Origin of the sequence: Amycolatopsis sp. NPDC089917, assembly GCF_040684635.1 — a bacterium.
Taxonomy (GTDB): domain Bacteria; phylum Actinomycetota; class Actinomycetes; order Mycobacteriales; family Pseudonocardiaceae; genus Amycolatopsis.
This window is the reverse complement of the sequence record NZ_JBFBGL010000061.1, coordinates 1-22019: the sequence shown is the minus strand read 5'-3', so window position 1 is coordinate 22019 and position 22019 is coordinate 1. Positions and strand designations below refer to the sequence as shown.

The window sequence follows — 22019 nt, the reverse complement described above, 5'->3', positions numbered from 1 at the left end:
GTCATGAAAGGGTCGTTCAAGACATTTTTTGTCCTGAACGACCCTTTCATGACACTTCTGCGACGGCGGACTACATCTGCAGGCCGTAGACCCGCTCGATCGGGATGGTCAGCAGGACGCGCTGGTCGGCGACCATGGCGTCCCGGAACTCGTCCCAGTCCGGATGCTCGCCCCGCGCCCGCCGGTAGTGGTCCACCAGCGCGTCGACGGTCGCGTCGTCACGCGAAGCGGCGGTCGGCGTGAGCACGGCCGGACCTTCGACGACGACGTAGCCGTCACCGCTCTCGGTCGACACGTGGAACGTCGCCCGCGGGTCGCGCCGGAGGTTCTTGGTCTTCGCCCGCGGCGCGGTGATCGAGATCAGGAGCGCGCCGGCGTCCTCGTCATAGAGATAGTTGACGGTCGAAAGCTGGGGCCTGCCGTCACGCTTGACGGTGGCGAGGGTGCCGAAGTTGCGGTCGGCGAGGATCGCGTAGAGCGCGGAGTCGGTCATGACTCCTTCAAAGCGCGAGCCGTCTGCCTTGTTCCTGGACACTCAAAAGCCCTGCTCAGCGCCCCAAGACGGGCGAACCGGACAAACATGCACGAATAAATGTGCTTGCATGCGGCAACTAAAGTGTCCTCAGACACACCCGGTCACTTTCTCCTTGCGAAGCTCCTCCAAGAGGAACATCCTTGCTCAAGGCAACTAGTTGCAGTGACCAAGCAACCGGCGAGAGAGACCATCATGACACCCACGACACCCGGCACCAGGTCGAAGGCCGACCTCGATCTGGCCGACACCCTCGGGCACGAGCTCGTGCGGCTCGTGCGCCTGGTCAACCGGGCCAAGTCCCAGGTGTCCAAGCAGGGACCGGACGGCATCGAGCGGGCCGCGTACGCGATCCTCTTCTGCCTCATCCACGTCGGGCCCCAGCGGACCAGCAAGCTCGCCGAGTTCCTGCACTCCGAGATCTCGACGATCAGCAGGCAGTCGAGCTCTCTCGTCCAGCACGGGCTGGTCGAACGCCTGGCCGACCCCGAAGACGGCCGGGCCTGCCTGCTCGCACCGACCGCCGAAGGACTCCGGGTCTTCGAGGAGAACCGCAAGCAGCGGAACCAGTGGCTCGCCGAGGTACTCGGTGATTGGTCCGACTCCGACCGGGAAACCCTCAACTCGCTGTTCCGACGGCTGAACAACGACATCGAGAAAACATCTCCACAGTTCGCCGATCCCGCATCGGCGTCGAAGGCCAAGGGGGCCTGAACAATGAGTTCCGCAGTAGAAAGTCCGCCAGTCGCCCATGAAGACGGGCCCCGGCTCAGTCACCGTCAGATCGTCACGATCCTGATCGGCCTGATGTCGGGCATGTTCCTGGCGGCGCTCGACCAGACGATCGTGGGTACCTCGATCGTCCGCATCGCGAACGACCTCAACGGGTTCGACCTGCAGGCCTGGATCACCACGGCCTACCTGATCACGTCGACGATCGTCACCCCGATCTACGGCAAGCTGTCCGACATCTACGGGCGCAAGCCGTTCTACATCACCGCGATCTCGATCTTCCTCGTCGGTTCGGTCGCCTCGGCCTTCGCGACGTCGATGTACGAGCTGGCCGCGTTCCGCGCGATCCAGGGCCTCGGCGCCGGTGGTCTGATGTCGCTGGCGATGACGATCATGGGCGACATCGTGCCGCCGCGGGAACGCGCCCGCTACCAGGGCTACTTCCTCGCCGTGTTCGGTATCTCCACCGTGCTGGGCCCGGTGCTCGGCGGGTTCTTCGCCGACTTCGACAAGCTCGGCAGCGTCTTCGGCTACGACATCGCCGGCTGGCGCTGGGTGTTCCTGATCAACGTGCCGATCGCGATCGTCGCGCTGTTCGTCGTCGCCCGCGTGCTCAACGTGCCGCACCAGCGCCACGACCACAAGATCGACTGGTGGGGCGGGCTCGCGCTCGTCGTCGCCGTGGTGCCGTTCCTGATCGTCGCCGAGCAGGGCAACAAGTGGGGCTGGGACTCGCAGAACGCGATCATCTGCTACGTCATCGGCGCCATCGGCGTGGTGGCCTTCATCTTCATCGAGAAGCTGATGAAGGACGCGGCGCTGATCCCGCTGCGGCTGTTCAAGAACTCGACCTTCACGGTCGCGATCGTCGGCGGCATCATCGTCGGTGTCGCGATGTTCGGCGCGATCATGATGATCCCGCAGTACATGCAGGTGGTCCAGGAGTTCTCGCCGACCGAGTCGGGTCTGCTGATGATCCCGCTGATGGCGGGCATCATGAGCGGTTCGATCATCTCGGGCCAGATCACCAGCAAGACCGGTCGCTACAAGGTGTTCCCGGTGGTCGGCACGCTGCTGATCGCGGCGGGCGCGTTCTTCTTCGCGCAGGTCGAGTACAACAGCGCGCTGTGGCACCCGCTGGTCGCGGCCGCGATCATCGGTCTCGGCCTCGGTGCCTGCATGCAGACGCTGATCATCGCGGTGCAGAACGCGGGCCCGCGCAGCGACATGGGCGTCTCGACCGCGTCGGCGACGTTCTTCCGCCAGATCGGTGGTACCGCGGGTGTCGCGGTGTTCCTGACGATCCTGTTCAACGTCCTGCCGGGCAACATCACCAAGGCGTTCGGCGGCAACGCGCCGACCGGGCCGGGCGCGGCCGCGCTGGGTGACCTGCAGACGAACACGAGCGGTATCGCGAGCCTTCCGCCGGAGATCAAGACCCCGGTGCTGATCGGCTTCACCGAGTCGATCACCACGGTGTTCTATGTGGCGGGTGGCGTCGCGCTGCTGGCGACGCTGGTGCTGATGTTCATGAAGGAGATCCCGCTGCTCGGCGGTTCGGCTCCTTCGGCGGCTTCGGCTCTCGAAGGCGGCGAAGCGCTTCTCGAAGAGGAAGAAGAGGCCGCGCCGGTCGAGACCGCTTCCGAGAAGACGGTCGTGACCGCACCCGTCGCTCCCGTCGAGCCCGGCAAGCACGCGCTGGCCAACGGGAACGGCAACGGCAACGGGGTCTTCCGGGCGGGATCCGCGCAGATCAGCGGGCACGTCCGCCGGGACGACGCGACCAACGTCTCGGGGGCGGCGCTGACCCTGATCGACCACAACGGCAACCAGGTGGCCAGGACGCACACGAACGAGCAGGGCGTGTACTCCTTCGCCGGCATCGTGGGCGGCCGGTACACGATCGTCGCCAGCGGCCGCTGGTTCCGGCCGGTCGCGGCGACGCTGACCGCCACCGGTTCCGGGGTGCTGCGCCACGACGTCGAACTGGTCAGCACGATCCTGCTGAGCGGGGTCGCCCGCACCGAAGGCGACCGGGTGGTCCCGGACGCGCGAATCACCGTGCTCGACTCCTCGGGCGGCGTCGCCGCCGTGGCGAGGACCGACGCGGAGGGCAACTACACGGTCAGTGACCTGCCCGCCGGGACGTACACGGTGATCGCCAGCGGCTACCCGCCCGCCACCAGCCGGGTGGAGCTGCTGGGCGGCGACCAGGCCGAGCACGACGTCCGGCTGAGCTACGACCAGGCGCTCGACGAGCTCGTCGAGCACTAGGCACAAGTGTCATGAACGGTCCGTTCCTTGCAAATTTGGCAAGGAACGGACCGTTCATGGCGTGTGGGGGACGCGTGACAGGGACCGTGAAGACACTCCGATTCCACCGTTCGGTGAAGTGGGGTTCGCCGGGTACACGTAGGCTCGCGTCGTGAGTGAGGTGTACACCGAGGCCGCGAGCATCGGCGTGGGCTGGCTCGACACCGCCGGACCCGTGCTCGTCTGGGTGATCGTGCTCAGCTTCATCTTCGTGGAGTGCGCGCTGATCATCGGGCTGTTCCTGCCCGGCGACTCCCTGCTGTTCGCGGCCGGGGTCGTCCTCGCGCAGCACGGCTCCGACCTGAACGCGTGGCTGCTGTCGGCCGCCGCGCTGCTCGTCGCGATCCTCGGCAACCAGGTGGGCTACTACATCGGCCGGGGCACCGGCACGAAGCTGATCGCGCGACGCGGCGGCAAGGTACTGAACAAGCACAACCTCGACCGCGCCAGGAGCTTCCTCGATCGCAGGGGTTTCTTCGCCATCGTCGCCGCGCGCTGGATCCCGTGGATCCGCACGCTGGCGCCACTCATCGCGGGGGCCGCGCGGATGGATCCGCGCCGGTTCGCGCTCGCGACCGCGCTCGGCGGGCTGCTCTGGGTGCCGACGCTGGTGCTGCTCGGCTACTACGGCGCCGGCCTGCTCGACCAGCTACCGTGGGTCAAGACGGCGGCCCTGTGGATCAGCGTCGCGTTCTTCGTGGTGGGCACGGCCTACGGCGTGCTCCGCTACCGCCAGGAGATGCGGCGCCCCGCGGACGACGTCGAAGACCGCGCGACCACCTAAGCCTCGGGGTCCGCCCAGATCTCCAGCTGGATCCCGTCCGGGTCACGGAACACGATGACCGACGAGCCTTCCAGCGTCCGCGAGCCCTTCGACGGCGAGTAGACGACGCCGTACTCCGAGAGCCGCGCCTCCCACTCCGCCAGTTCCGACCGCGACGAGACCTTGAACGCGACATGGTCCAGACCTGTACGCCGTTCGTCGAACCGCGGCCGCTCGGTGTCCTGGTGCTCGACGAGCACCACCGCGAAGCCCTCGCTCGGCGACCTCAGCACGACCTTCCGCAGGCCCGTTTCCGGGTCTTCGCGACGAGTGAACTCCTCGAGTTCGAGGACGCGGGCGTACCAGGGCACGCTCCGGTCCACATCGGTCACGGTGAGTGCCAGGTGGTGCACAGACATGAGCTTGGACATCGGGGATGACCGTCCTGATCAAGAAGCTTGGGGGCGCCACCAGGGTGACACAGGCGCCTGGGGCCACGAGGTGATCCTCCGACTTCCCACATGAATCGTGATAACCGCCGGGAAAGAGTGTTAAAAAGTGGCTGAACCGCACGCGGACCCGATATCCCCTTGTGACCGCCTCGTAGTCCCAGGCGTCAACGCCCTCCGCCGACGGTCAGCACCGTCCCGGTGGTGTACGACGCGGCCGGGGAAAGAAGCCACAGCACGGCTTCCGCGACTTCGGCGGGCTCGCCCGCCCGTCCCATCGGGATGGTCGGCGTGATCCGGTCCATGCGATCGGGCATCCCGGCCGCCGCGTGCAGTCCGGTGTGGATCATCCCCGGCGCGACCGCGTTGACCCGGACGGATTCTCGCGCGACTTCTTGCGCCACGCCGTAGGTCATCGTCTCGACGGCCGCTTTGGTCCCCGCGTAGTGGACCCATTCCCCGGGCGAGCCGGTGCGGGCCGCGGTGGAGGACAGCGTCACGATCGCGCCGCCCTCGCCGCCGTACCGGGTGGACATCCGGCGGATGCCCTCGCGGACGCACAGGAAGACGCCCGTGACGTTGACGTCGACCACCCGGCGGACGACGTCGACCTCGTACTCGTCGAAGCGGCCGGGGGTGTTGCCGGTGATGGCCGCGTTCGCGACCACCCCGGCCAGCGGACCGAGGGCGACGGCGGCGTCGAACAGCGCCACCACGTCGTCCTCGGCCGCGACGTCACCACGCTGGGTGATCGCCTGGACGCCGTGCTTGCGAACGCGCGCAGCGACGTCTTCGGCCGCTTCGGCGTCGCCCGCGTAGTTGACGACGATGTCGTAGCCGCGCGCGGCGGCCAGTTCGCAGACCGCCGCGCCGATGCCCTTGCTGCCGCCGGTGACGACGAGAACCCCACTCATATGGCGAAGTTAACCAGCGGCAGGTTCTCGAGAACCAAGTCGGCCCGGTCGCTGGTGGACGCGATCAGATCGGCGTTGCGCTGGTCGGAGCCGAGGGCGCGGCGACGCGCCTCGACCAGCGAACGGCCGTAGCGGCGGTGCCGCGAAACGAGCCGCTCGATGCGCTCGGGTTCGTCCGGCGCGAGGAACCACGACTCGGCGAGGATCGGCTTCACACCACTCCACGGGTCGTCCTGCATGAGCAGGTAGTTACCCTCGGTGATGACCAGCGGGACGTCCGGCGTGACCGCGACGGCGCCGGCGATCGGCTCCTCGATCTCCCTGCGGAATTCAGGCGCGTAGACCGTCTCGCGGCCTTCGGCGAGCCTGCGCAGCAAGTGCACGTACCCGGCCGCGTCGAAGGTGTCGGGCGCGCCCTTGCGCTCCACCCGGCCGAGCCGCTGCAGCTCCACCTGCGCCAGGTGGAAGCCGTCCATCCCGACCACGGCCGCCCGCGTGCCCAGCGCCTTCGCGAGGCCCCAGGCCAGCGTGGTCTTGCCGGACGCGGGGGCGCCGACGATCCCGAGCACGCTGCGCTGTCCCGGCTTCGCCAGGGCCTGGGCCCTGCTCAACAGGTCCTCGAACACCGGAGGCATGGCGGTCATGACTGTCCTTCTCCCATCTTCGCGACCGCGGCCGTCCACGACCTCGGTCCTTCATGCCGCACTCGTTCGGCGGCCACCTCGTTGGCGAACGCGATCCGGCTCGGGACATCCCCGGTACCCCGTGCGACCGCGTACGCGAAAGCTCCGTGCCAGACGTCGCCCGCGCCCAGCGTGTCACGCGCCTGGGTGACGGGAACGGGAACTACACCGGATCCGTCCGCCGTCGACCAGCGCACCGGATCGGGGCCCGCGGTCGTGATGACCACCGGCACACCGTGCTCGCGCGGGTCGTCCCCGCGGTACAGCGAGGAGCACGCCGCGACGTCGACCAGCGGCAGGAGTTCGGGGAAGACCGGCTTCCAGCTCCCGGCGTCGAGCACCACCGGCACCCCGCGCTCCCGCGCCCAGCGCGCGACGGCCAGGGCGACCTCCGGATGGTGCCCGTCCAGGAGCGCACACCCGGGCATTTCGTCCTCTGAACGCGGTAGTCGCGCGTGCAAGGACCGCATCGAGAGGACGAAACGCGAGGCAGCGTGGGCGTTGCGCGAGACGACGGTGCGCTCGCCGTCGGAATCACGGACGGTGATGGCGCTGATCGCGGGCGGATCGGGCCGCTCGGGATCGAGGTCCACCAGGTCGACGCCGTGCGCGTCGAGGTCGGTGCGGGCGAGTGCCGCCAGCGGATGCGCACCGGCGACCGTCAGCAACGTCGCCCCGGCGCCGAGCGAGGCCACGGTCACCGCCGCGTTCGTCGCCGGCCCCCCGGCGGCGACGTCCATCGACAGCGAACGCACCTTCTCGCCCGGCGCCGGGATCTCGGCGACGCGCTGAATCTGGTCGACGGTGCACAGGCCCGCCAGCAGCACTCGCATCAGCTCAGTCCAGTGTGGACGGCTGAGGCGACTTCTTCGACTTCGCCGTTCTCACCGATCTTCAGCGCACCCGTGAGCAGGCCGACGACCTGGTTCATAGTGTGCGTCTTCGGCGAGACGACCGCGACTCGCTTTCCGAGCCGGTGGACGTGGATGCGGTCGGCGATGTCGAACACGTGCGGCATGTTGTGGCTGATCAGCACCACCGGCAGGCCACGTTCGCGGATCCGGTTGATCAGGTCGAGCACCTTGCCCGATTCGGCGACGCCGAGCGCGGCGGTGGGCTCGTCCATGATCACCGCCTTGGTGCCGAACGCGGCCGCCCGCGCGACCGCGACACCCTGGCGCTGCCCGCCGGACAGCGTCTCCACCGGCTGCGTGATGGATTTGATGTTGATGCCGAGTTCGTCCAGGATCCGCTGCGCTTCGGCCCTCATGGTCGCGGTGTCCAGTTTCCTGAACAGCTGACCGAAGAGGTCTTTTCGCCGCTTTTCCCGGCCCAGGAACATGTTCGACGCGATGTCGAGCGCGGGCGCGACGGCGAGATCCTGGTACACCGTCTCGATCCCGTAGTGGCGAGCGTCCAACGGGGACTTGAAGTGCACGGGCTGACCGTCCACTTTGATCTCACCGGCGTCCGGGATCACCGCTCCCGAAAGGGCTTTGATGAGGCTCGACTTCCCGGCACCGTTGTCGCCGACGACGGCGAGCACCTCACCGGGGAACAGCTCGAAGTCGGCGCCGTCGATGGCGGTGACCCGGCCGTAGCGTTTGACCAGCCCCTGAGCGGACAACGTGGGCGTCGTCATGACTGCTGCCTCCTCGCGAACCGGTCGACGCAGACGGCGCCGATGAGCAGGGCGCCGGTGGCGACGTCCTGGTAGAGCGCGTCCACCCCGAGCTGCGTCAACCCGGACCGCAGGACCGCGACGACCAGCGCGCCCATCATCGTGCCGAGTACCGAACCCCGGCCGCCGAACAGGCTCGCGCCGCCGAGCACCACCGCGGTGATGGAATCGAGGTTGCCGAGCTGGAAGGCGTTCGGGTCGGCGTTCGGCACGCGTCCGAGCGCCTGCCAGGCGGCGATCCCGACGATCACACCGGCGACGAGGTACACCGAAAGGATCGTGCGGTTGACCTTGATCCCGGACAGCCGCGCGGATTCCGGCGCGTTGCCGACCGCGTAGACGTGCTTGCCCCACGGCGTCCGCGTGAGCGCGTACCAAAGTCCCAGGTACATCAGCAAAGCCAGCGTCATGCCGTAGGTGATCGGGATGCCGCCGAACAGGTACCGGCGGGTGCCGAGCCACTTGAGCAGCGCGTCGGCGACCGGGACGGCCTGGCCGCTCGCGAACAGTTTCGCGGCCGCGGTGAGCACCGTCAGCAGGCCGAGCGTGACGATGAACGGCGGCAGTTTGATCCGGGTGACCAGCGAACCGGTGACCAGCCCGATCGCCACCGTCGCCACGATTCCCAGCAGCAGCGCCCAGATCCCGGAGACGCCGCCTGCCACGAGCTTCGCCATGATCAGCGTCGCGAGGACCATCGCGGCCGCGTTGGCCAGGTCGATGCCCGCGGTCAGGATGATCAGCGTCTGCCCGAGGGCGAGCGTGCCGATCACCAAAGACTGTTGCACCACAAGGGAAAGGTTGTCGAGATCGAGGAAGGTGTCCGTCGAGGCGGAGAACACCACGATCGCGACGAGCAGGGCCAGCGCGGGCCCGACCGCGGGCGCGCGGAGGAAGAACTCACCGATCGTCGGCCGTTCGTTGCCTTTGAGGGTGGCGGTACTCATTTCGTCCCCCAGCAGTTCTCGAGGCCCCACTTGGTGTCCTGGCTCTCCACGCCGGGGATCGGCTTGTCCGTGATCACCGCTGATCCGGTGTTCACGAACCCGCTCGGCTTCTTCCCGGTCTTGGCGTACTCGATGGCGGCGAGGACGCCCTGCTCGGCCATCTTCTTCGGGAACTGCATGACCGTGGCGGCGTACTGGCCGTCGCGCACGTTCTTGACGCCTTCGCAGCCGCCGTCGATCGAGCCCATCACGAGCTGGTTCACCAGGCCGCGGGCCTGGAGCGCGGCGTACGTGCCGCGGCCCATCGGCTCGTTCATCGTGTAGACGGCGTTGATGTCGGTGGTGCGCTGCAACAGGTTCTCCACGCCCTGCTGAGCCAGGCTCTGGTCGCCGTTCGCGGGCGTCTTGCCCTTGATCTCCGGCGACGCGTCGGTCAGGCCGATGCCCTTGAGGAATCCGGTGTGCCGCTGGGTGTCCACTGTGGATCCGGCGGTGCCGTCCACCATGAACAGCTTCGGCGGCTTGCCCGCGAGGGCGGCCTTGACGTACGCGCCCTGCTGACGTCCGGCCTCGAAGTTGTCCGTGGCGAAGGTGGCGTCGACGGCGGTGTCTGGTTCGGTCGCCGTGTCGAGCGCGATGACCAGCACCCCGGACTTGCGAGCGCGGTCGATGGCGTCGAGGACGCCGGTCGAGGAGCTCGGCGTGATCAGGATGGTGTTCGCGCCCTGCTGCATGAGGTTCTCGATGGCCCGGACCTGGCCGTCGTTGTCGCCGTCGAACTGGCCGGCGAGCGCGCTGAAATCGGCGCCGTTCGCCTCGGCGGCGGCCTTGGCGGCCGCTCTCAGCTCCACGAAGTAGGGATTGGTGTCGGTCTTGGTGACCAGGCCGACCTTGGCTTTGCCGCTGCCGCCCGCGTTCGATCCGCCACCCCAGTGGCGTTCGACGGTGCACCCGGCCGAGGTCACCGCGAGTGCGGCGGCCATGGCGAGCACTAAGAGACTGCGCTGTCTCATGGGGGATGCCCTCCGATCGAGGCTGTCCGTGATGGACCGGAAGGTAGACAGGGTTATGCTCACTCGCAAGCGTTTGCGCAAACGCTTGCCAGCTGACATTCACCGAGGAACGTTGATGCCGCCGTCTCGCTCGTCCCGCCCCACCCAACGCGACATCGCCGAGCTGGCGGGAGTCTCGATCACCACCGTGTCCCATGTGGTCAACGGGACGAGGGCGGTGGCCGAGGAGACCAAGCTCGCGGTCCTCCGCGCGATCGAGCAGACCGGCTACACCGGCGACGCCATCGCCCGCTCGCTGGTCACCGGCGGGACGCGGTCGATCGGCGTCGCGATCTCGCTGATCGCGAACCCGTACTTCGCCGTGCTGATCCAGGCTATCGAGCGCGAAGCCGCGTCGGCCGGGTACACGGTCTTGCTGGCGGACACCCACAACACCGTGGACACCGAGCGTGAAACCGTGCGGACGCTGCGTTCGCGGCGGGTCGACGGGCTGCTGATCACACCGTCGCCGGGCGACGGTTCGGTGATCGGGGAACTCGTCTCGCTCGACGTCCCGACCGTGCTCATCGACAGGCTGTCCACGCGCACCGACGTCGACCAGGTGGGCGCGGAGAACATCCAGTCGACGTCCGCGCTGACCGCGCATCTCGCGTCGCTCGGGCACCAGCGGATCGGCATGATCAGCGGCACGGCCGGGCTGAGCACCAGCGAGGAGCGGATCCTCGGCTACCGGCTCGGCCTCGGCCGTTCGGGGCTGACCTGGTCGGAGGACCTGGTCGCGTGCGGACAGTCTTCGCAGGCGGGAGGGGCGCTGGCGCTGAGCACGCTGCTCGCGCTGCCGTCGCCGCCGACGGCGCTGGTGGTCGCCAACGACACGATGATGGTCGGCGTCCTGCACGAGTTGCGGAGGCGCGGCCTGCGCGCCGGGATCGACCTGCCGGTGGTGGTCTACGACGACGTCGAGTGGGCCGATCTGGTCGATCCGCCGCTGACCACGATGGCTCAGCCGATCGAGGAGATCGGCACACAGGCGGTACGTCTGCTGCTGGCCCGGATCAACGATCCCGCCCGCAAGGCCCAGACGATGCGGATTCCGCCTACGCTCCGCCATCGCGCGTCCTGCGGATGCGCGCTCGTTCACTCACATTGATGATTGTTGGGAGACTTTCCGGCCTCGCCGCCGGGTGATGCTCCATCAGCCGTTACCGTCGTTCAGGCTCGGATGAAGGCGTGGAGCGATGACCGCATTGTCCCCGGCGTTACCCCTGTGGGAGGACACCCCTGTCACCCACCGGTTCGGGGTGGCCATGGCGATGCACGCGAACCCGTATTCGGGTGAACTCGTCCGCGCCATCCGCCGCGCCGCGCGTCGTCACGGCTGCGAAATCACCCTCGCCGACACCGGCGACAGCGTCTCCGAGGAAGCCGCGGTCATCCGCGCGCTGCGGGCCGACCGTGTCGACGGCGTCCTGCTGGTCCCGGCGGCCGGCGACGAAGCGGTGATCAACGGACTGGTCCGGATGGGCGTGCCGACCGTGCTCGTCGACCGGATGGCCGGGCGCAACGACGTCGACCAGGTCGGCTCCGAGAACATCCAGGCCGTGTGCGCGCTCGTGCGGCACCTCGCCGGGCTGCGGCACCGCAAGATCGGCTTCATCTCGGGCGAAGAGGACATGGCCACCCACGAGGAGCGGGCGCTGGGCTATCGGCTCGGCCTCGGCCGCTCCGGCCTCCGGTGGACGTCGCAGCTGGTCGCGTGCGGTCAGTCGACGCCGGGCGGGGCCGCCGCCGCGACCGCGAAACTGCTCGACAGCTGGCCGTCGCCGACCGCGCTCGTGGTGGCGAGCGAGGCGATGATGATCGGCGTCCAGTACGAGGCGCACCGGCTCGGCATCCGGATCGGGCGCGACCTCGCGATCGTCGGCTACGGCGACATGGAGTGGGCGGGGCAGGTGACCCCGGCGGTGACCACGATGGCGCAGCCGATCGAGGAGATCGGGCGGAAGGCCGTCGAACTCCTGCTGGCCCGGATCACCGACCCTGAGCGACGACCCGAATCCGTACGGCTCGCACCGCGCTTCATACACCGTCAGTCGTGCGGCTGCTGAGTCACAACTCGCTGGTGAGAAGCCCGCCGCCGGGTGATGATGGCGGAATGACCGACCTGTGGACCGTGCACACCGCCGACCTCGAAGCAGGCGTGCTGACCGCGGCACGCGCTCTGCTGGACGACGCTTTCGACGGCGATTTCAGCGACCACGACTGGGAGAACGCGCTCGGCGGCATGCACACGCTCGTCTGGGAGAGCGGCGAGCTGATCGGGCACGCGTCACTGGTCCAGCGGCGGCTCGCGCACGACGGGAAGGCCCTCCGGACGGGTTATGTCGAGGCGGTCGCCGTCCGGTCGGATCACCGGCGGCGCGGTCACGGCGCCGCGATGATGGACGCGCTGGAGCGGGTCCTGAGGAAGGCGTACGACCTCGGGGCGCTCTCGGCGTCCGAAGACGCTCTGGACTTCTACGCGTCGCGCGGCTGGCTGCTGTGGCGCGGTACTTCGTCGGTCATGACGCCTTCGGGCGTGAAGGCGACGAAGGAGGACGACGGGTCGATCCACGTGCTGCCGGTGGGGGTCACGCTGGACCTGGACGGGGAGATCACCTGCGACTGGCGCTCGGGCGACGTCTGGTGACCTCCGCGTTTGGTCCTCTGCTCCGTGGATGTCATGAAAGGGTCGTTCAGGACGTTTTTCGTCTTGAACGACCCTTTCATGACATCCGGTGCTCCAGGGTGGCGGCGGCTTCGAGGAGCATCCAAGCGCTGACCTGCACGGACAGGTCGCGTTCGGCGGCGTCCGGGGCGAGGGGCGGCGAAGGTGCGGGAGTCGCCCAGTCGGCGCTGAACAGCGGTCCGTGCGGCGTCTCGGTGGCACCGTTCCAGCACGCCTCGGCCGAATGCAGGACCAGGTCGCGCGCCACCCCGCTCGGCAGCGACGGCGCCGCGAGCGCCAGGTACCGCGCCAGGATCCCGGCGAACAGGCCACCATCGCCGTCGCCCTGCCCCCGGATCACCCCGTTCGGCGCGACGTGCTCCGCGACCGCGTGGATCGCGCGCTCCACTCTGTCCATTTCGGACAGTTCGAGGCAGGCGCCGAGGTAGACACCTTGGCAATACGTGAAAATATGCTTCACCAGTTCGCCGGACCCGACACGCAGGCCGTCCCACACCAGCCCGGACCCCGGATCGACGAGCCGCTCGGTCATCCACTGAGTCAGGCCCGCGGCATGCTCCGCGGCCCCTTCACGGGCGTGGAAGATCGCCGCCGGGCCGTTCGCGGGCGCGTTCTTGAAGTCGTCGCCGACCCGCCACCAGATCCCGCCGCCCGCGTCGTCGGTCCAGCCCTCGCGCAGCCGTGAACTGATCGCCTCCAGCCCGCCGCGGACGTCCAGCCCGAGATGCCCCACGCGTTGCAGCGCGAGGCCGAGCCAGGCGATGTCGTCGTAGTAGTCGTTGATCCACTTGCCGAAGTTGCGCAGTCGCAGAGACGCCACGAACCGGTCGATCAGCTTCAGTCGTTCCGGTGAGGGTTCCCGCAGCTGCGCGTCGACGAGGGTGTCCAGCAGATGCGCCTGCCACCAGTAGTTCCAGTGCCAGTGGACGCGCTGGCTCACCGAGGGCGGCCAGCCACTGCGGCCGAGGACGGTCCCGGGCAGGCCCCACACCCTGCGCAGATGCCGGTCGCGGACCGCGCGTTCGGCTGCGGCGGCCCGGTCGGCGAGTGCGGTCATCGCGTCATCATCCCTTGCCCGCTGACATACCGCTCAGTATGTTGAGACCGATCCCCGACCTCGCGAGGTGCTTCATGACCACGGCGCACGTGACCTGCCCGCTCTGCGAAGCCACCTGCGGCCTGGAGGTGACGATCGACGAGAAGAGCCTGGTCACCCGGGTTCAGGGCGACCGCGAGGACGTCTTCTCGCAGGGTTACATCTGCCCGAAGGGCGCGTCGCTCGGCGCGCTGCACCACGACCCGGACAGGCTCACCGCGCCGCTGGTCAAACGCGACGGCGAGTTCGTCGAGGTCACCTGGGACGAGGCCTTCGCCGAGATCGACAGGCGCCTCCGGCCGATCATCGACGAGCACGGCAAGGACGCCGTCGCCGTCTACTCCGGCAATCCGACGGTGCACAACGCGGCGCTGGTGCTCTACGGCCGCGTGTTCTTCAAAGCGTTGGGCACCAAGAACTTCTACACCGCGACCACGGTCGACCAGATGCCGAAGCACTTCTCCTCCGGCTACCTCTTCGGCGACCCGCAGACCATCCCCGTCGCCGACCTCGACCGCACCGAGCACCTGCTCATCCTGGGCGCGAACCCGCTGGTGTCCAACGGAAGCCTGATGACGGCGGCCGACACCCGCGGCAGGCTGCGCGGGATCCGGAAACGCGGCGGCAAGATCGTCGTCCTCGATCCGCGCCGCACCCGGACCGCGCAGCTCGCCGACGAGCATCACGCGATCCGGCCCGGCACCGACGCGTTGTTCCTGTTCGCGCTGGTCAACGTGCTGTTCGCGGAGAACCGCGTCACTCCGGGCGAGCACGTCACCGGCGTCGACGAGGTCCGCGCGCTCGCGGAACCGTTCACTCCGGAGGCGGTCGCGCCCGCGACCGGGATCGACGCCGCCGAGATCCGCCGCATCGCGCTCGACCTCGCGGACGCCGAACGGGCCGCGGTCTACGGCCGGATGGGGACCACGACGCAGTCGTACGGGACCATCGCGAGCTGGCTGGTCGACGTCCTCAACGCGCTCACCGGCAACCTCGACCGCGAAGGCGGCGTGATGTTCCCGCTGCCCGCGCTCTGGCGGCCGCGGCGGTCTTCGCCGTTCACCAGCGGACGCTGGACGAGCCGGGTGCGCGGGTACCCCGAGGTGCTCGGCGAACTCCCGGTGGCCACGCTCGCGGACGAGATCGAGACGCCCGGCGAGGGGCAGGTGCGGGCGCTGGTGACCATCAGCGGCAACCCGGCGCTGAGCACGCCCAACTCCGCGCGGCTCACGGAAGCGTTGCGGCAGCTGGACTTCATGGTCTCGCTCGACGTGTACCTCAACGAGACCACCCGGCACGCCGACGTCATCCTGCCCGGACCGTCACCGCTGGAACGGCCGCACTACGACGTCGCGTTGTACGCGCTCGCCGTGCGGAACGTCGCGAACTGGACGCCGGCGACGCTCGACACGGACATGCCGCAGGAGTGGGTCACCCTGCTCCGGATGGCGGGCATCGCGGCGGGCCAGGGCCCGGACGTCGACGTCGCCGCCTTCGACACGATGGTCGCGGGCGAGACGGCGCGGCGGACCGGCGTCGACCTGTCGCTCGCCGAAGGCCGCACGGGACCGGCGCGGATGATCGACCTGATGCTGCGCGGCGGACCGTACGGGCTGAAACTGGCCGACCTCGAAGCCGCCCCGCACGGCATCGACCTCGGCGCGCTGAAGCCGCGGCTCCCGGAGGCGCTCAGCACCGCGAGCGGGAAGGTCGAGCTGGCCCCGGACGCGATCACGAAGGACGTCCCGCGGCTGCGCGCGGAGCTCGGCAAGGCGCCCGACGGCGGTCTGCTGCTGATCGGGCGGCGGCATCTGAGCTCGAACAACTCATGGATGCACAACCTGACGCCGCTGGTGCGCGGCGGGAACCGGTGCACCGTCCAGGTCCACCCGGACGACGCCTCGCGGCTCGGGCTGACCGACGGCGGGCTCGCGGCGGTGACGTCGCGGGCCGGGAAGCTGGAAGCCCCGGTGGAGGTCACGGCCGACGTCCGGCCCGGCGTGGTGAGCATGCCGCACGGCTGGGGGCACGACCTGGACGGCACGCGCACGAAGGTCGCCACGGCGCACGCCGGGGTCAACTCGAACCTGGTCGCCGACGAGACCCTGCTCGACGTCCCGTCCGGGAACGCCGTGCTGAACGGGATCCCGGTGGAGGTCGCCCCGGCCTGACCGGTCACCAGGCCGTGGCGAGGTCGGCGTGCTGCCGGACCCAGGCGTGCATGACGATGCCGGCGGCGACACCGGCGTTGATCGAGCGCGTGGTGCCGAACTGCGCGATCGAGACGACGAGCGACGCCGTCTTCTGCGCTTCGGCCGACAGTCCGGGCCCTTCCTGGCCGAACAGCAGGACACACTCGCGCGGCAACTCGGCGGTCTCGACGGGCTGCGAGCCGGGGGTGTTGTCGACGGCGACCACGGCGAGGCCTTCCGTGGCGGCGAAGGTCAGCAGCCCCTCGACGTCCTCGTGGTGGAGAAGGTGCTGGTAGCGGTCGGTCACCATCGCGCCGCGCCGGTTCCAGCGCCGCCGCCCGACGATGTGCACGGCGGCCGCGGCGAACGCGTTCGCCGTCCGGACCACGGTGCCGATGTTGTGGTCGTGCTGGAAGTTCTCGATCGCCACGTGGAACGGGTGCCGACGGCCGTCCACATCGGACACGATGGCCTCGCGCCGCCAGTAGCGGTACGGGTCGACGACGTTGCGGCGGTCACCGTTGGCCAGGAGTTCCGGGTCGTAGCGCTCGTCCGCGGGCCACTCGCCCTCCCACGGACCGACGCCGACCTCTTCCCGCGCCACCCATTCGGTGGGTCCGGCTTCTTCCGACTGAGTCACCGGGTGATTGTCACTCAGCCCAGGCTGACGCGGTGCGCCGGTGCGTCCTCGTCGTGGTGGCGGTGGCGCCAGCGCTGGTACGCGCCGACGTAGGAGATGATCACCGTCGCCATCGCGATCACGACGATCAGCGGCAGCGACGAGCGCGGGAACACCGTGTCGTAGAGGTAGTAGGCGTTGAAGCCGCCGGGCAGGTCGCCGAGCCCCTGCAGGCTCCGGAAGTAGTTCTCGGCGGCCGTCAGCGGGCACGGCCAGGGGAAGACGTTGACGAGCACACCCCATGCGGCGAAGAACACATGCACGAAGATCACCTTCGGCCACCGCCACGCGAGAAAACCACCGAAGCCGATGAACAGCAGCGCGAAAATGTGCACCGCCACTGTCACGTTCGCCAGGAAACCCGCCACCTCAAGCCCCCTTTCACACCCCTACCTGCGACGTTACCCCTCCCTTATTGAGAAACGCTCACGAAAAAGGGGGCATCCTCCGTTCGCACACGGAGGATGCCCCCTTCGGGCTTTGGTAATCAGGACAGACCGAGGTCGTCCTTGTTCAGAATGTAACGGTATTCGAGGCCTTCCTTCTCGATGGCCTCGCGCGCTCCGGTGTCCCTGTCGACGACGGTCGCGACACCGACCACGTTCGCTCCGGCCTCGCGCAGCGCCTCGACGGCGGTGAGCACGCTGCCGCCGGTGGTCGAGGTGTCCTCGACGGCCAGCACCCGCTGCCCGAGCACCTCGACCCCTTCGATCCGGCGCTGCATGCCATGCGCCTTGGCGCCCTTGCGGACGACGAACGCGTCGAGCACGACGCCGTCGGTCGCCGCGGAGTGCAGCATCGCGAGAGCCACCGGGTCCGCGCCGAGGGTCAGGCCGCCCGCGGCGACGTAGTCCCAGTCGTGGGTGAGCTGGCGGAGCAGCTTCCCGATGAGCGGCGCGGCCGCGTGATGCAGCGTCGCCCGCCGGAGGTCGATGTAGTAGTCGGCTTCCTTGCCGGAAGACAACGTCACCTTGCCGTGCACGACGGCGAGCTCGCCGACCAGTCTCGCCAGTTCGAGTTTCGCCGCTTGATCCAACCCGGGGTACGCCACGGCCGAGAGTCTTACACACGGCCCGCCGCGTCCTCCGACGGTAGCTCTAGTCACCGCCGGACGTCGCCGCGTCGACGGCCTGCCCCCGGGTCGCCGTCCAGGCCGGGACCAGGGTCGCCACCAGCGCGAGCGCGGCGGCGATCCCGATGATCGACAGGTAGATCAGCGGGGAGCCCATCGGCAGCAGGGAACCGGCCGCCACCAGGCAGAACGGGACGATCGAGCCCGCGGCGACGACGGTGCCGAGCACGATCCCGATCAGCGCGACGAGCCCGCCTTCGAAACCGGCCATCCGCAGCACCTGAGCCCGGGTCGAGCCGGTGAGCCGCTGGAGGCCGAACTCGCGGCGCCGCCGCACGGTCGCCATCACGAGCGTGTTGGCGACCGAAATCACCGTGTAGGCGATGATCATCCCGACCAGCAGGTAGTTGACCCACGCGCCGACGGCCTGGTCCTTGTCGTGCGCCGCGATGAGCGCGTTCCGGTCGCCGACGGACACCGGCAGCCCGGCCGTCGCCTCGCGGAGCCGTTCGGTGAGCGCCGCCGGATCGACGTCCCGCGCGGCGCGAACCAGCATCTGCGGGGCGAGTCCCGCGGTGGTGTGCGGGGCCAGCAGGCCGGCCGGGAGCAGCAGGCTCTCGAAGCCGCGACGCTGGCTGGTCACCGCGACGACCTTGACGTCGACGGGGGTGCCGTCACCGAGCCGCAGGCTCACCGTGTCGCCGACGCCGCGGTCGAAGTCCTTCGCGTAGACGTCGGGGAGCGCGATAGTCCTGCCGGTCAGCGCCGTCAGGTCGCCCTGGGTCACCTTCGTGTCGATCGTCGCGGCCGCGCCGGACGCGGTGAGGCCGATCGCCGGGCATCCTTCGTCGGAGGAGTCGTACGGCGCTTCGAGGAACACGTTGCTGGTGACGTACTCGGAGGCTCCGGCGACCCCGGGAACGGCCTGGATCCGCCCGACGAGTTCCGGGGACAGCCCGCCTGCCGCGGAACCGATCACCGCGTCGGCGCGGATGTCCTCGGTGAAGGCCTGGTTCGCCAGCTCCTGCTGGGTGGTCTGCAGGTAGATGTTGGCGGTCGCGATCCCGACGGCGAGCATGATCGGGGTGACCGCGCCCGCCGCCCGGACGATCCCGGCACGGGTGTTGAGCACCGCGAGGCGCGCGTCGATGCCGCCCAGCAGGCGCATCGGCCACTGGAGGATCGAGGCCATCACCTTGGCGACACCGGGGGTGATCATCGCGACGCCGATCGCCCAGAGGATCACGGCGGGTCCGGCGGTGCTGGCCGCGACCGGACCGGTCATCACCGCGACGGTCACGATGGCCAGCGCGGTTCCGCCGCCGAAGCAGAGGGCGGCGAAAACGACCCGCGCCGGGGTCAGCCAGCGGCGGGTGACCGCGGCCTCGGCGAGCGCCTCGGTCGGCCGGATCTTCCCGGCCCGGCGGCCCGCCACGAAGGCGGCGATGAACACCGCGAGCATCGCGGCACCCGCGCCGACCACAGCGGGCAGCCAGCCCTGGTAGAACCGCAGAACCGCCGGGGCGACGCCGTTTTCGACGAGCTGCCCGAAGAGCCATTCGCCGAGGAACGGGCCCAGCACGGCGGCGAGCGCCGTCGCGAGCAGGCCGACGGCGAGCGCCTCGCCGAGCACCATGCGGCGGAGCTGGCGCGGGGTCGTGCCGATCGCCCGCATCAGGGCGAGTTCACGGGAGCGCTGCTGGGTGGACAGGCTCAGCGTGCTCGCGACGACGAACATCGCGACCATCACCGAAAGCCCGCCCGCCACGCCGGCGATGACGATCAGGTTGGTCCCGCTCGTCTCGGCCTCGGGGAACTCCGCGACACCGCGGTCGATACCGGTCAGGACGTTCGCCCCGGTCGCGACCTCGGCGAGCTTCGCCCGCACCGCTTCGACGTCGGCGCCGGGCTTGGTGAAGACGCCGATGGCGTCGGCCTTGCCGGGGTGCCCGGAGAGCCGGGCGGCGTCGGTGGCGGAGAAGAAGACGGCGCCCTGCGTGATCGAACGCGGCGCACCGGCCACGCCGGCGACCCGGAACGACTCGATCTCGCCGCGCGCGGCGACGTCGACGCGGTCACCGGGCTTCAGGCCCGGCTTGGACTCGACGACGACCTCGCCCGCGGCGGGCGGGGTGCCCGCGACCAGCGCGTACGGGGTCAGCGCGGCGGAATCCCAGGCGTGCCCCAAGGCGGGCTGACCGCCTGCCACGAGCGGGAAGCTCACTTCGCCGACGACGTCCGAGACACCGGGGACGGACCGCAGGCGGGAGACGAGCCCGTCGTCGAGCCGGACACGCTCGGGAAGCACGGCGTCCTCGAACTTGCGTTTGTCGTCGCCGTCGAGGGAGGCCGGGTCTTCCTTGGGCATCGCGAAGGTCTGGCCGCCGGTGACGACGATCGGGGCGGCGGCGAGGCGCTGCGGTTCCGCGTTGCCGCGGATCCCGGTCTCCATCAGGCCACCGCAGGAGGCGACGATCAGCGCGCCGAAGAAGACGGCGATGAAGGTGCCGATGAATCCGCCCTTGCGCAGGCGCAGGGTCCGGAAGGCGAGTCGCAGCATCACGCACCCACCCGCGCGGTGCTGCCCCAGGCACCCAGGTGGGTCATGCGCTCGGCGACGACGTCCGCGGTCGGCGCGTGGAGTTCGTCCGCGATCCGGCCGTCGGCGAGGAAGATGACGCGGTCGGCGTAGGAGGCGGCCATCGGGTCGTGGGTCACCATGATCACCGTCTGGCCGGTGCCGCGGACGGAATCGCGCAGCAACGCGAGGACCTCGGCGGCGGTGCGGGTGTCGAGCGCGCCGGTCGGCTCGTCGGCGAAGACCACGGCGGGCCGGGTGACCAGCGCCCGCGCGATCGCAACGCGCTGCGCCTGCCCGCCGGAGAGCTCGCCGGGCAGGTGCTTGCGGCGGCCGGCCAGCCCGACGCGGGTCAGCATCTCCTCGACGACCCGGCGGTCCGGCTTGGCGCCGGCGAGCTGCTGCGGGAGCGTGACGTTCTGTTCGACGGTCAGTGCCGGGAGCAGGTTGAAGGCCTGGAAGATGAAGCCGACCCGGTCGCGGCGCAGCTTGGTCAGCTTCGTCTCGCTCGTCCCGGCCAGCTCCTGCCCGTCGAGCACGACGGAACCGGACGTCGGCCGGTCCAGCCCGGCCGCGCAGTGCAGGAAGGTGCTCTTGCCCGAGCCCGAAGGGCCCATCACCGCGGTGAAGCCGCCGCGCGGAAACGCCAGCGTCACCCCGTCCAGAGCGACGACGCCCTTGCCGTATTCCTTGCGGACGCCGTCGAGCCGCACCGCGTCACCGTTCCACCCACTGTTCATGGGGAAAACCCTAGGAATCCCAGGTCGAAAGCACCCTGGGGCGAGCGTGCGTCTCCGGGGTAGGGCGGGCCCTACCCCGTCACCGGATCGGATGAGAACGTGGAGTGATGGTTTCCGACGGACAGGGCTGGCTCCAGGTCGGCGAGCTGACGATGGCGTTCGCGCTGTCGGCGGCGATCGGCCTGGAACGGCAGATAAGGGGCAAAAGCGCCGGACTGCGGACACAGACCATCGTGGGCACCGCGTCCGCTCTGATCCTTTTGGTCAGCAAGTACGGTTTCGGCGACATCCTCACGGCCGGGCAGGTGGTCCTCGACCCGTCCCGGATCGCGGCGCAGATCGTCTCCGGGGTCGGGTTCCTCGGCGCCGGGCTGATCATCACCAGGCAGGGCGCGATCCGCGGGCTCACCACGGCCGCCGCGGTCTGGGAGACCGCGGCCATCGGCATGGCGGCGGGCGCCGGATTGTTCCTGCTGGCGATCGTGGTGACGGTCATGCACTTCGTGGTGGTCCTCGGTTTCACCTGGCTGACGAAGCATCTGCCGGGCGGCACGGGCACGACCAGGCTTCGGGTGAGCTACGTGGACGGCAAGGGCGTGCTGCGCGACCTGCTGGAGCTGTGCACGAAGCGCCGGTGGTCGATCACGTCCCTGCGGATCACCGACGACCGGGACGGCGAGGTGACGGTGACGCTCGACCTCACCGGGCCTGATCACGATCACGCGCCCACCGTGCTCGCCGCGGCCGACGGGGTGCGGTCGATCGAGACCGCGGACGACGACTAGCTCAGGTGCGGCGCGGGGTGTCCTGTCGCTCGCCCGCGCGCCGAACTCGGTGTCGCGAAAGCCACTTTGTTGTACAGTATAATATACGAAAATAGTTTTTTGACAACAGATACGGAAACACA

At 69.4% G+C, this 22019-nt stretch carries 22 protein-coding genes; 8 read left to right on the top strand and 14 right to left on the bottom strand.

What is annotated here, in order from left to right:
- Positions 1–70: 70 nt before the first annotated feature.
- On the bottom strand, positions 71–493 hold the full coding sequence (locus AB0N89_RS32645) for a PPOX class F420-dependent oxidoreductase (protein ID WP_364212649.1): 423 nt from the start codon (positions 491–493) through the stop codon (positions 71–73).
- A gap of 234 nt (positions 494–727) precedes the next feature.
- On the opposite strand from AB0N89_RS32645, the gene AB0N89_RS32640 reads away from it, so the two are divergent.
- The 3 genes from AB0N89_RS32640 (at position 728) to AB0N89_RS32630 (ending at position 4361) form a co-directional block, all read left to right on the top strand.
- Positions 728–1246 (top strand): MarR family transcriptional regulator, encoded by a 519-nt coding sequence (locus tag AB0N89_RS32640; protein ID WP_026467141.1) that lies wholly within the window; start codon positions 728–730, stop codon positions 1244–1246.
- A 3-nt stretch (positions 1247–1249) separates the two neighbouring features.
- Positions 1250–3538, top strand: a complete 2289-nt coding sequence (locus AB0N89_RS32635; RefSeq protein WP_364212645.1) for an MFS transporter — start codon at positions 1250–1252, stop codon at positions 3536–3538.
- Positions 3539–3689: 151 nt separating this feature from the next.
- Positions 3690–4361 (top strand): DedA family protein, encoded by a 672-nt coding sequence (locus AB0N89_RS32630; protein WP_364212642.1) that lies wholly within the window; start codon positions 3690–3692, stop codon positions 4359–4361.
- Here the strand turns inward: AB0N89_RS32630 and AB0N89_RS32625 are convergent.
- The 7 genes from AB0N89_RS32625 to AB0N89_RS32595 all read right to left on the bottom strand — a co-directional run bounded on the left by AB0N89_RS32625 (position 4358) and on the right by AB0N89_RS32595 (position 10027).
- Positions 4358–4771: a VOC family protein gene (locus AB0N89_RS32625; protein WP_020632387.1), complete on the bottom strand. Its 414-nt coding sequence runs from the start codon at positions 4769–4771 to the stop codon at positions 4358–4360. The genes AB0N89_RS32630 and AB0N89_RS32625 overlap by 4 nt on opposite strands.
- 185 nt (positions 4772–4956) lie before the next feature.
- Entirely contained in the window at positions 4957–5703 is a 747-nt protein-coding gene (locus AB0N89_RS32620; protein WP_364212638.1) for an SDR family oxidoreductase, read from the bottom strand.
- Positions 5700–6347: a nucleoside/nucleotide kinase family protein gene (locus AB0N89_RS32615; RefSeq protein WP_364212635.1), complete on the bottom strand. Its 648-nt coding sequence runs from the start codon at positions 6345–6347 to the stop codon at positions 5700–5702. The genes AB0N89_RS32620 and AB0N89_RS32615 overlap by 4 nt, the downstream gene beginning before the upstream one ends.
- Complete coding sequence (locus tag AB0N89_RS32610) at positions 6344–7219, bottom strand: PfkB family carbohydrate kinase (RefSeq protein ID WP_364212632.1); 876 nt, start codon at positions 7217–7219, stop codon at positions 6344–6346. Before AB0N89_RS32610 ends, AB0N89_RS32615 begins: the two co-directional genes overlap by 4 nt.
- A complete protein-coding gene (locus AB0N89_RS32605; protein WP_364212629.1) occupies positions 7219–8028 on the bottom strand; it encodes an ATP-binding cassette domain-containing protein in 810 nt (269 codons plus the stop codon). The genes AB0N89_RS32610 and AB0N89_RS32605 overlap by 1 nt, the downstream gene beginning before the upstream one ends.
- Positions 8025–9014 carry an ABC transporter permease gene (locus tag AB0N89_RS32600; protein ID WP_364212626.1) on the bottom strand — a complete coding sequence of 330 codons (990 nt, stop codon included), beginning with the start codon at positions 9012–9014 and terminating at the stop codon, positions 8025–8027. The genes AB0N89_RS32605 and AB0N89_RS32600 overlap by 4 nt, the downstream gene beginning before the upstream one ends.
- Positions 9011–10027 carry a substrate-binding domain-containing protein gene (locus AB0N89_RS32595; protein WP_364212623.1) on the bottom strand — a complete coding sequence of 339 codons (1017 nt, stop codon included), beginning with the start codon at positions 10025–10027 and terminating at the stop codon, positions 9011–9013. Before AB0N89_RS32595 ends, AB0N89_RS32600 begins: the two co-directional genes overlap by 4 nt.
- A 115-nt stretch (positions 10028–10142) precedes the next feature.
- Between AB0N89_RS32595 and AB0N89_RS32590 the strand changes: the two genes are divergently transcribed.
- From AB0N89_RS32590 to AB0N89_RS32580, 3 genes are all read left to right on the top strand, one after another.
- Entirely contained in the window at positions 10143–11177 is a 1035-nt protein-coding gene (locus tag AB0N89_RS32590) for a LacI family DNA-binding transcriptional regulator (RefSeq protein WP_364212620.1), read from the top strand.
- A gap of 88 nt (positions 11178–11265) precedes the next feature.
- Positions 11266–12135, top strand: coding sequence for a substrate-binding domain-containing protein (locus tag AB0N89_RS32585; protein ID WP_364212617.1), 870 nt, complete (start codon positions 11266–11268; stop codon positions 12133–12135).
- A 47-nt stretch (positions 12136–12182) separates the two neighbouring features.
- Complete coding sequence (locus AB0N89_RS32580; protein WP_364212614.1) at positions 12183–12716, top strand: GNAT family N-acetyltransferase; 534 nt, start codon at positions 12183–12185, stop codon at positions 12714–12716.
- 76 nt (positions 12717–12792) lie between these two features.
- On the opposite strand, the gene AB0N89_RS32575 is transcribed toward AB0N89_RS32580, so the two are convergent.
- Positions 12793–13812: a glycoside hydrolase family 76 protein gene (locus tag AB0N89_RS32575; RefSeq protein WP_364212611.1), complete on the bottom strand. Its 1020-nt coding sequence runs from the start codon at positions 13810–13812 to the stop codon at positions 12793–12795.
- A gap of 74 nt (positions 13813–13886) precedes the next feature.
- On the opposite strand from AB0N89_RS32575, the gene AB0N89_RS32570 reads away from it, so the two are divergent.
- Positions 13887–16022 carry a molybdopterin-dependent oxidoreductase gene (locus AB0N89_RS32570; RefSeq protein ID WP_364212608.1) on the top strand — a complete coding sequence of 712 codons (2136 nt, stop codon included), beginning with the start codon at positions 13887–13889 and terminating at the stop codon, positions 16020–16022.
- Positions 16023–16026: 4 nt separating this feature from the next.
- On the opposite strand, the gene AB0N89_RS32565 is transcribed toward AB0N89_RS32570, so the two are convergent.
- From AB0N89_RS32565 to AB0N89_RS32545, 5 genes are all read right to left on the bottom strand, one after another.
- Complete coding sequence (locus tag AB0N89_RS32565) at positions 16027–16683, bottom strand: TrmH family RNA methyltransferase (protein WP_364212605.1); 657 nt, start codon at positions 16681–16683, stop codon at positions 16027–16029.
- A 14-nt stretch (positions 16684–16697) separates the two neighbouring features.
- Entirely contained in the window at positions 16698–17090 is a 393-nt protein-coding gene (locus AB0N89_RS32560; RefSeq protein ID WP_364212602.1) for a DUF2784 domain-containing protein, read from the bottom strand.
- A 119-nt stretch (positions 17091–17209) separates the two neighbouring features.
- Positions 17210–17773, bottom strand: a complete 564-nt coding sequence (pyrE, locus tag AB0N89_RS32555; protein WP_093932493.1) for an orotate phosphoribosyltransferase — start codon at positions 17771–17773, stop codon at positions 17210–17212.
- Positions 17774–17819: 46 nt separating this feature from the next.
- Complete coding sequence (locus AB0N89_RS32550) at positions 17820–20354, bottom strand: FtsX-like permease family protein (RefSeq protein ID WP_364212598.1); 2535 nt, start codon at positions 20352–20354, stop codon at positions 17820–17822.
- Positions 20354–21112, bottom strand: a complete 759-nt coding sequence (locus AB0N89_RS32545) for an ABC transporter ATP-binding protein (RefSeq protein WP_364212595.1) — start codon at positions 21110–21112, stop codon at positions 20354–20356. Before AB0N89_RS32545 ends, AB0N89_RS32550 begins: the two co-directional genes overlap by 1 nt.
- Before the next feature lie 107 nt (positions 21113–21219).
- On the opposite strand from AB0N89_RS32545, the gene AB0N89_RS32540 reads away from it, so the two are divergent.
- Positions 21220–21897 carry an MgtC/SapB family protein gene (locus AB0N89_RS32540; RefSeq protein WP_364212592.1) on the top strand — a complete coding sequence of 226 codons (678 nt, stop codon included), beginning with the start codon at positions 21220–21222 and terminating at the stop codon, positions 21895–21897.
- Positions 21898–22019: the final 122 nt, after the last annotated feature.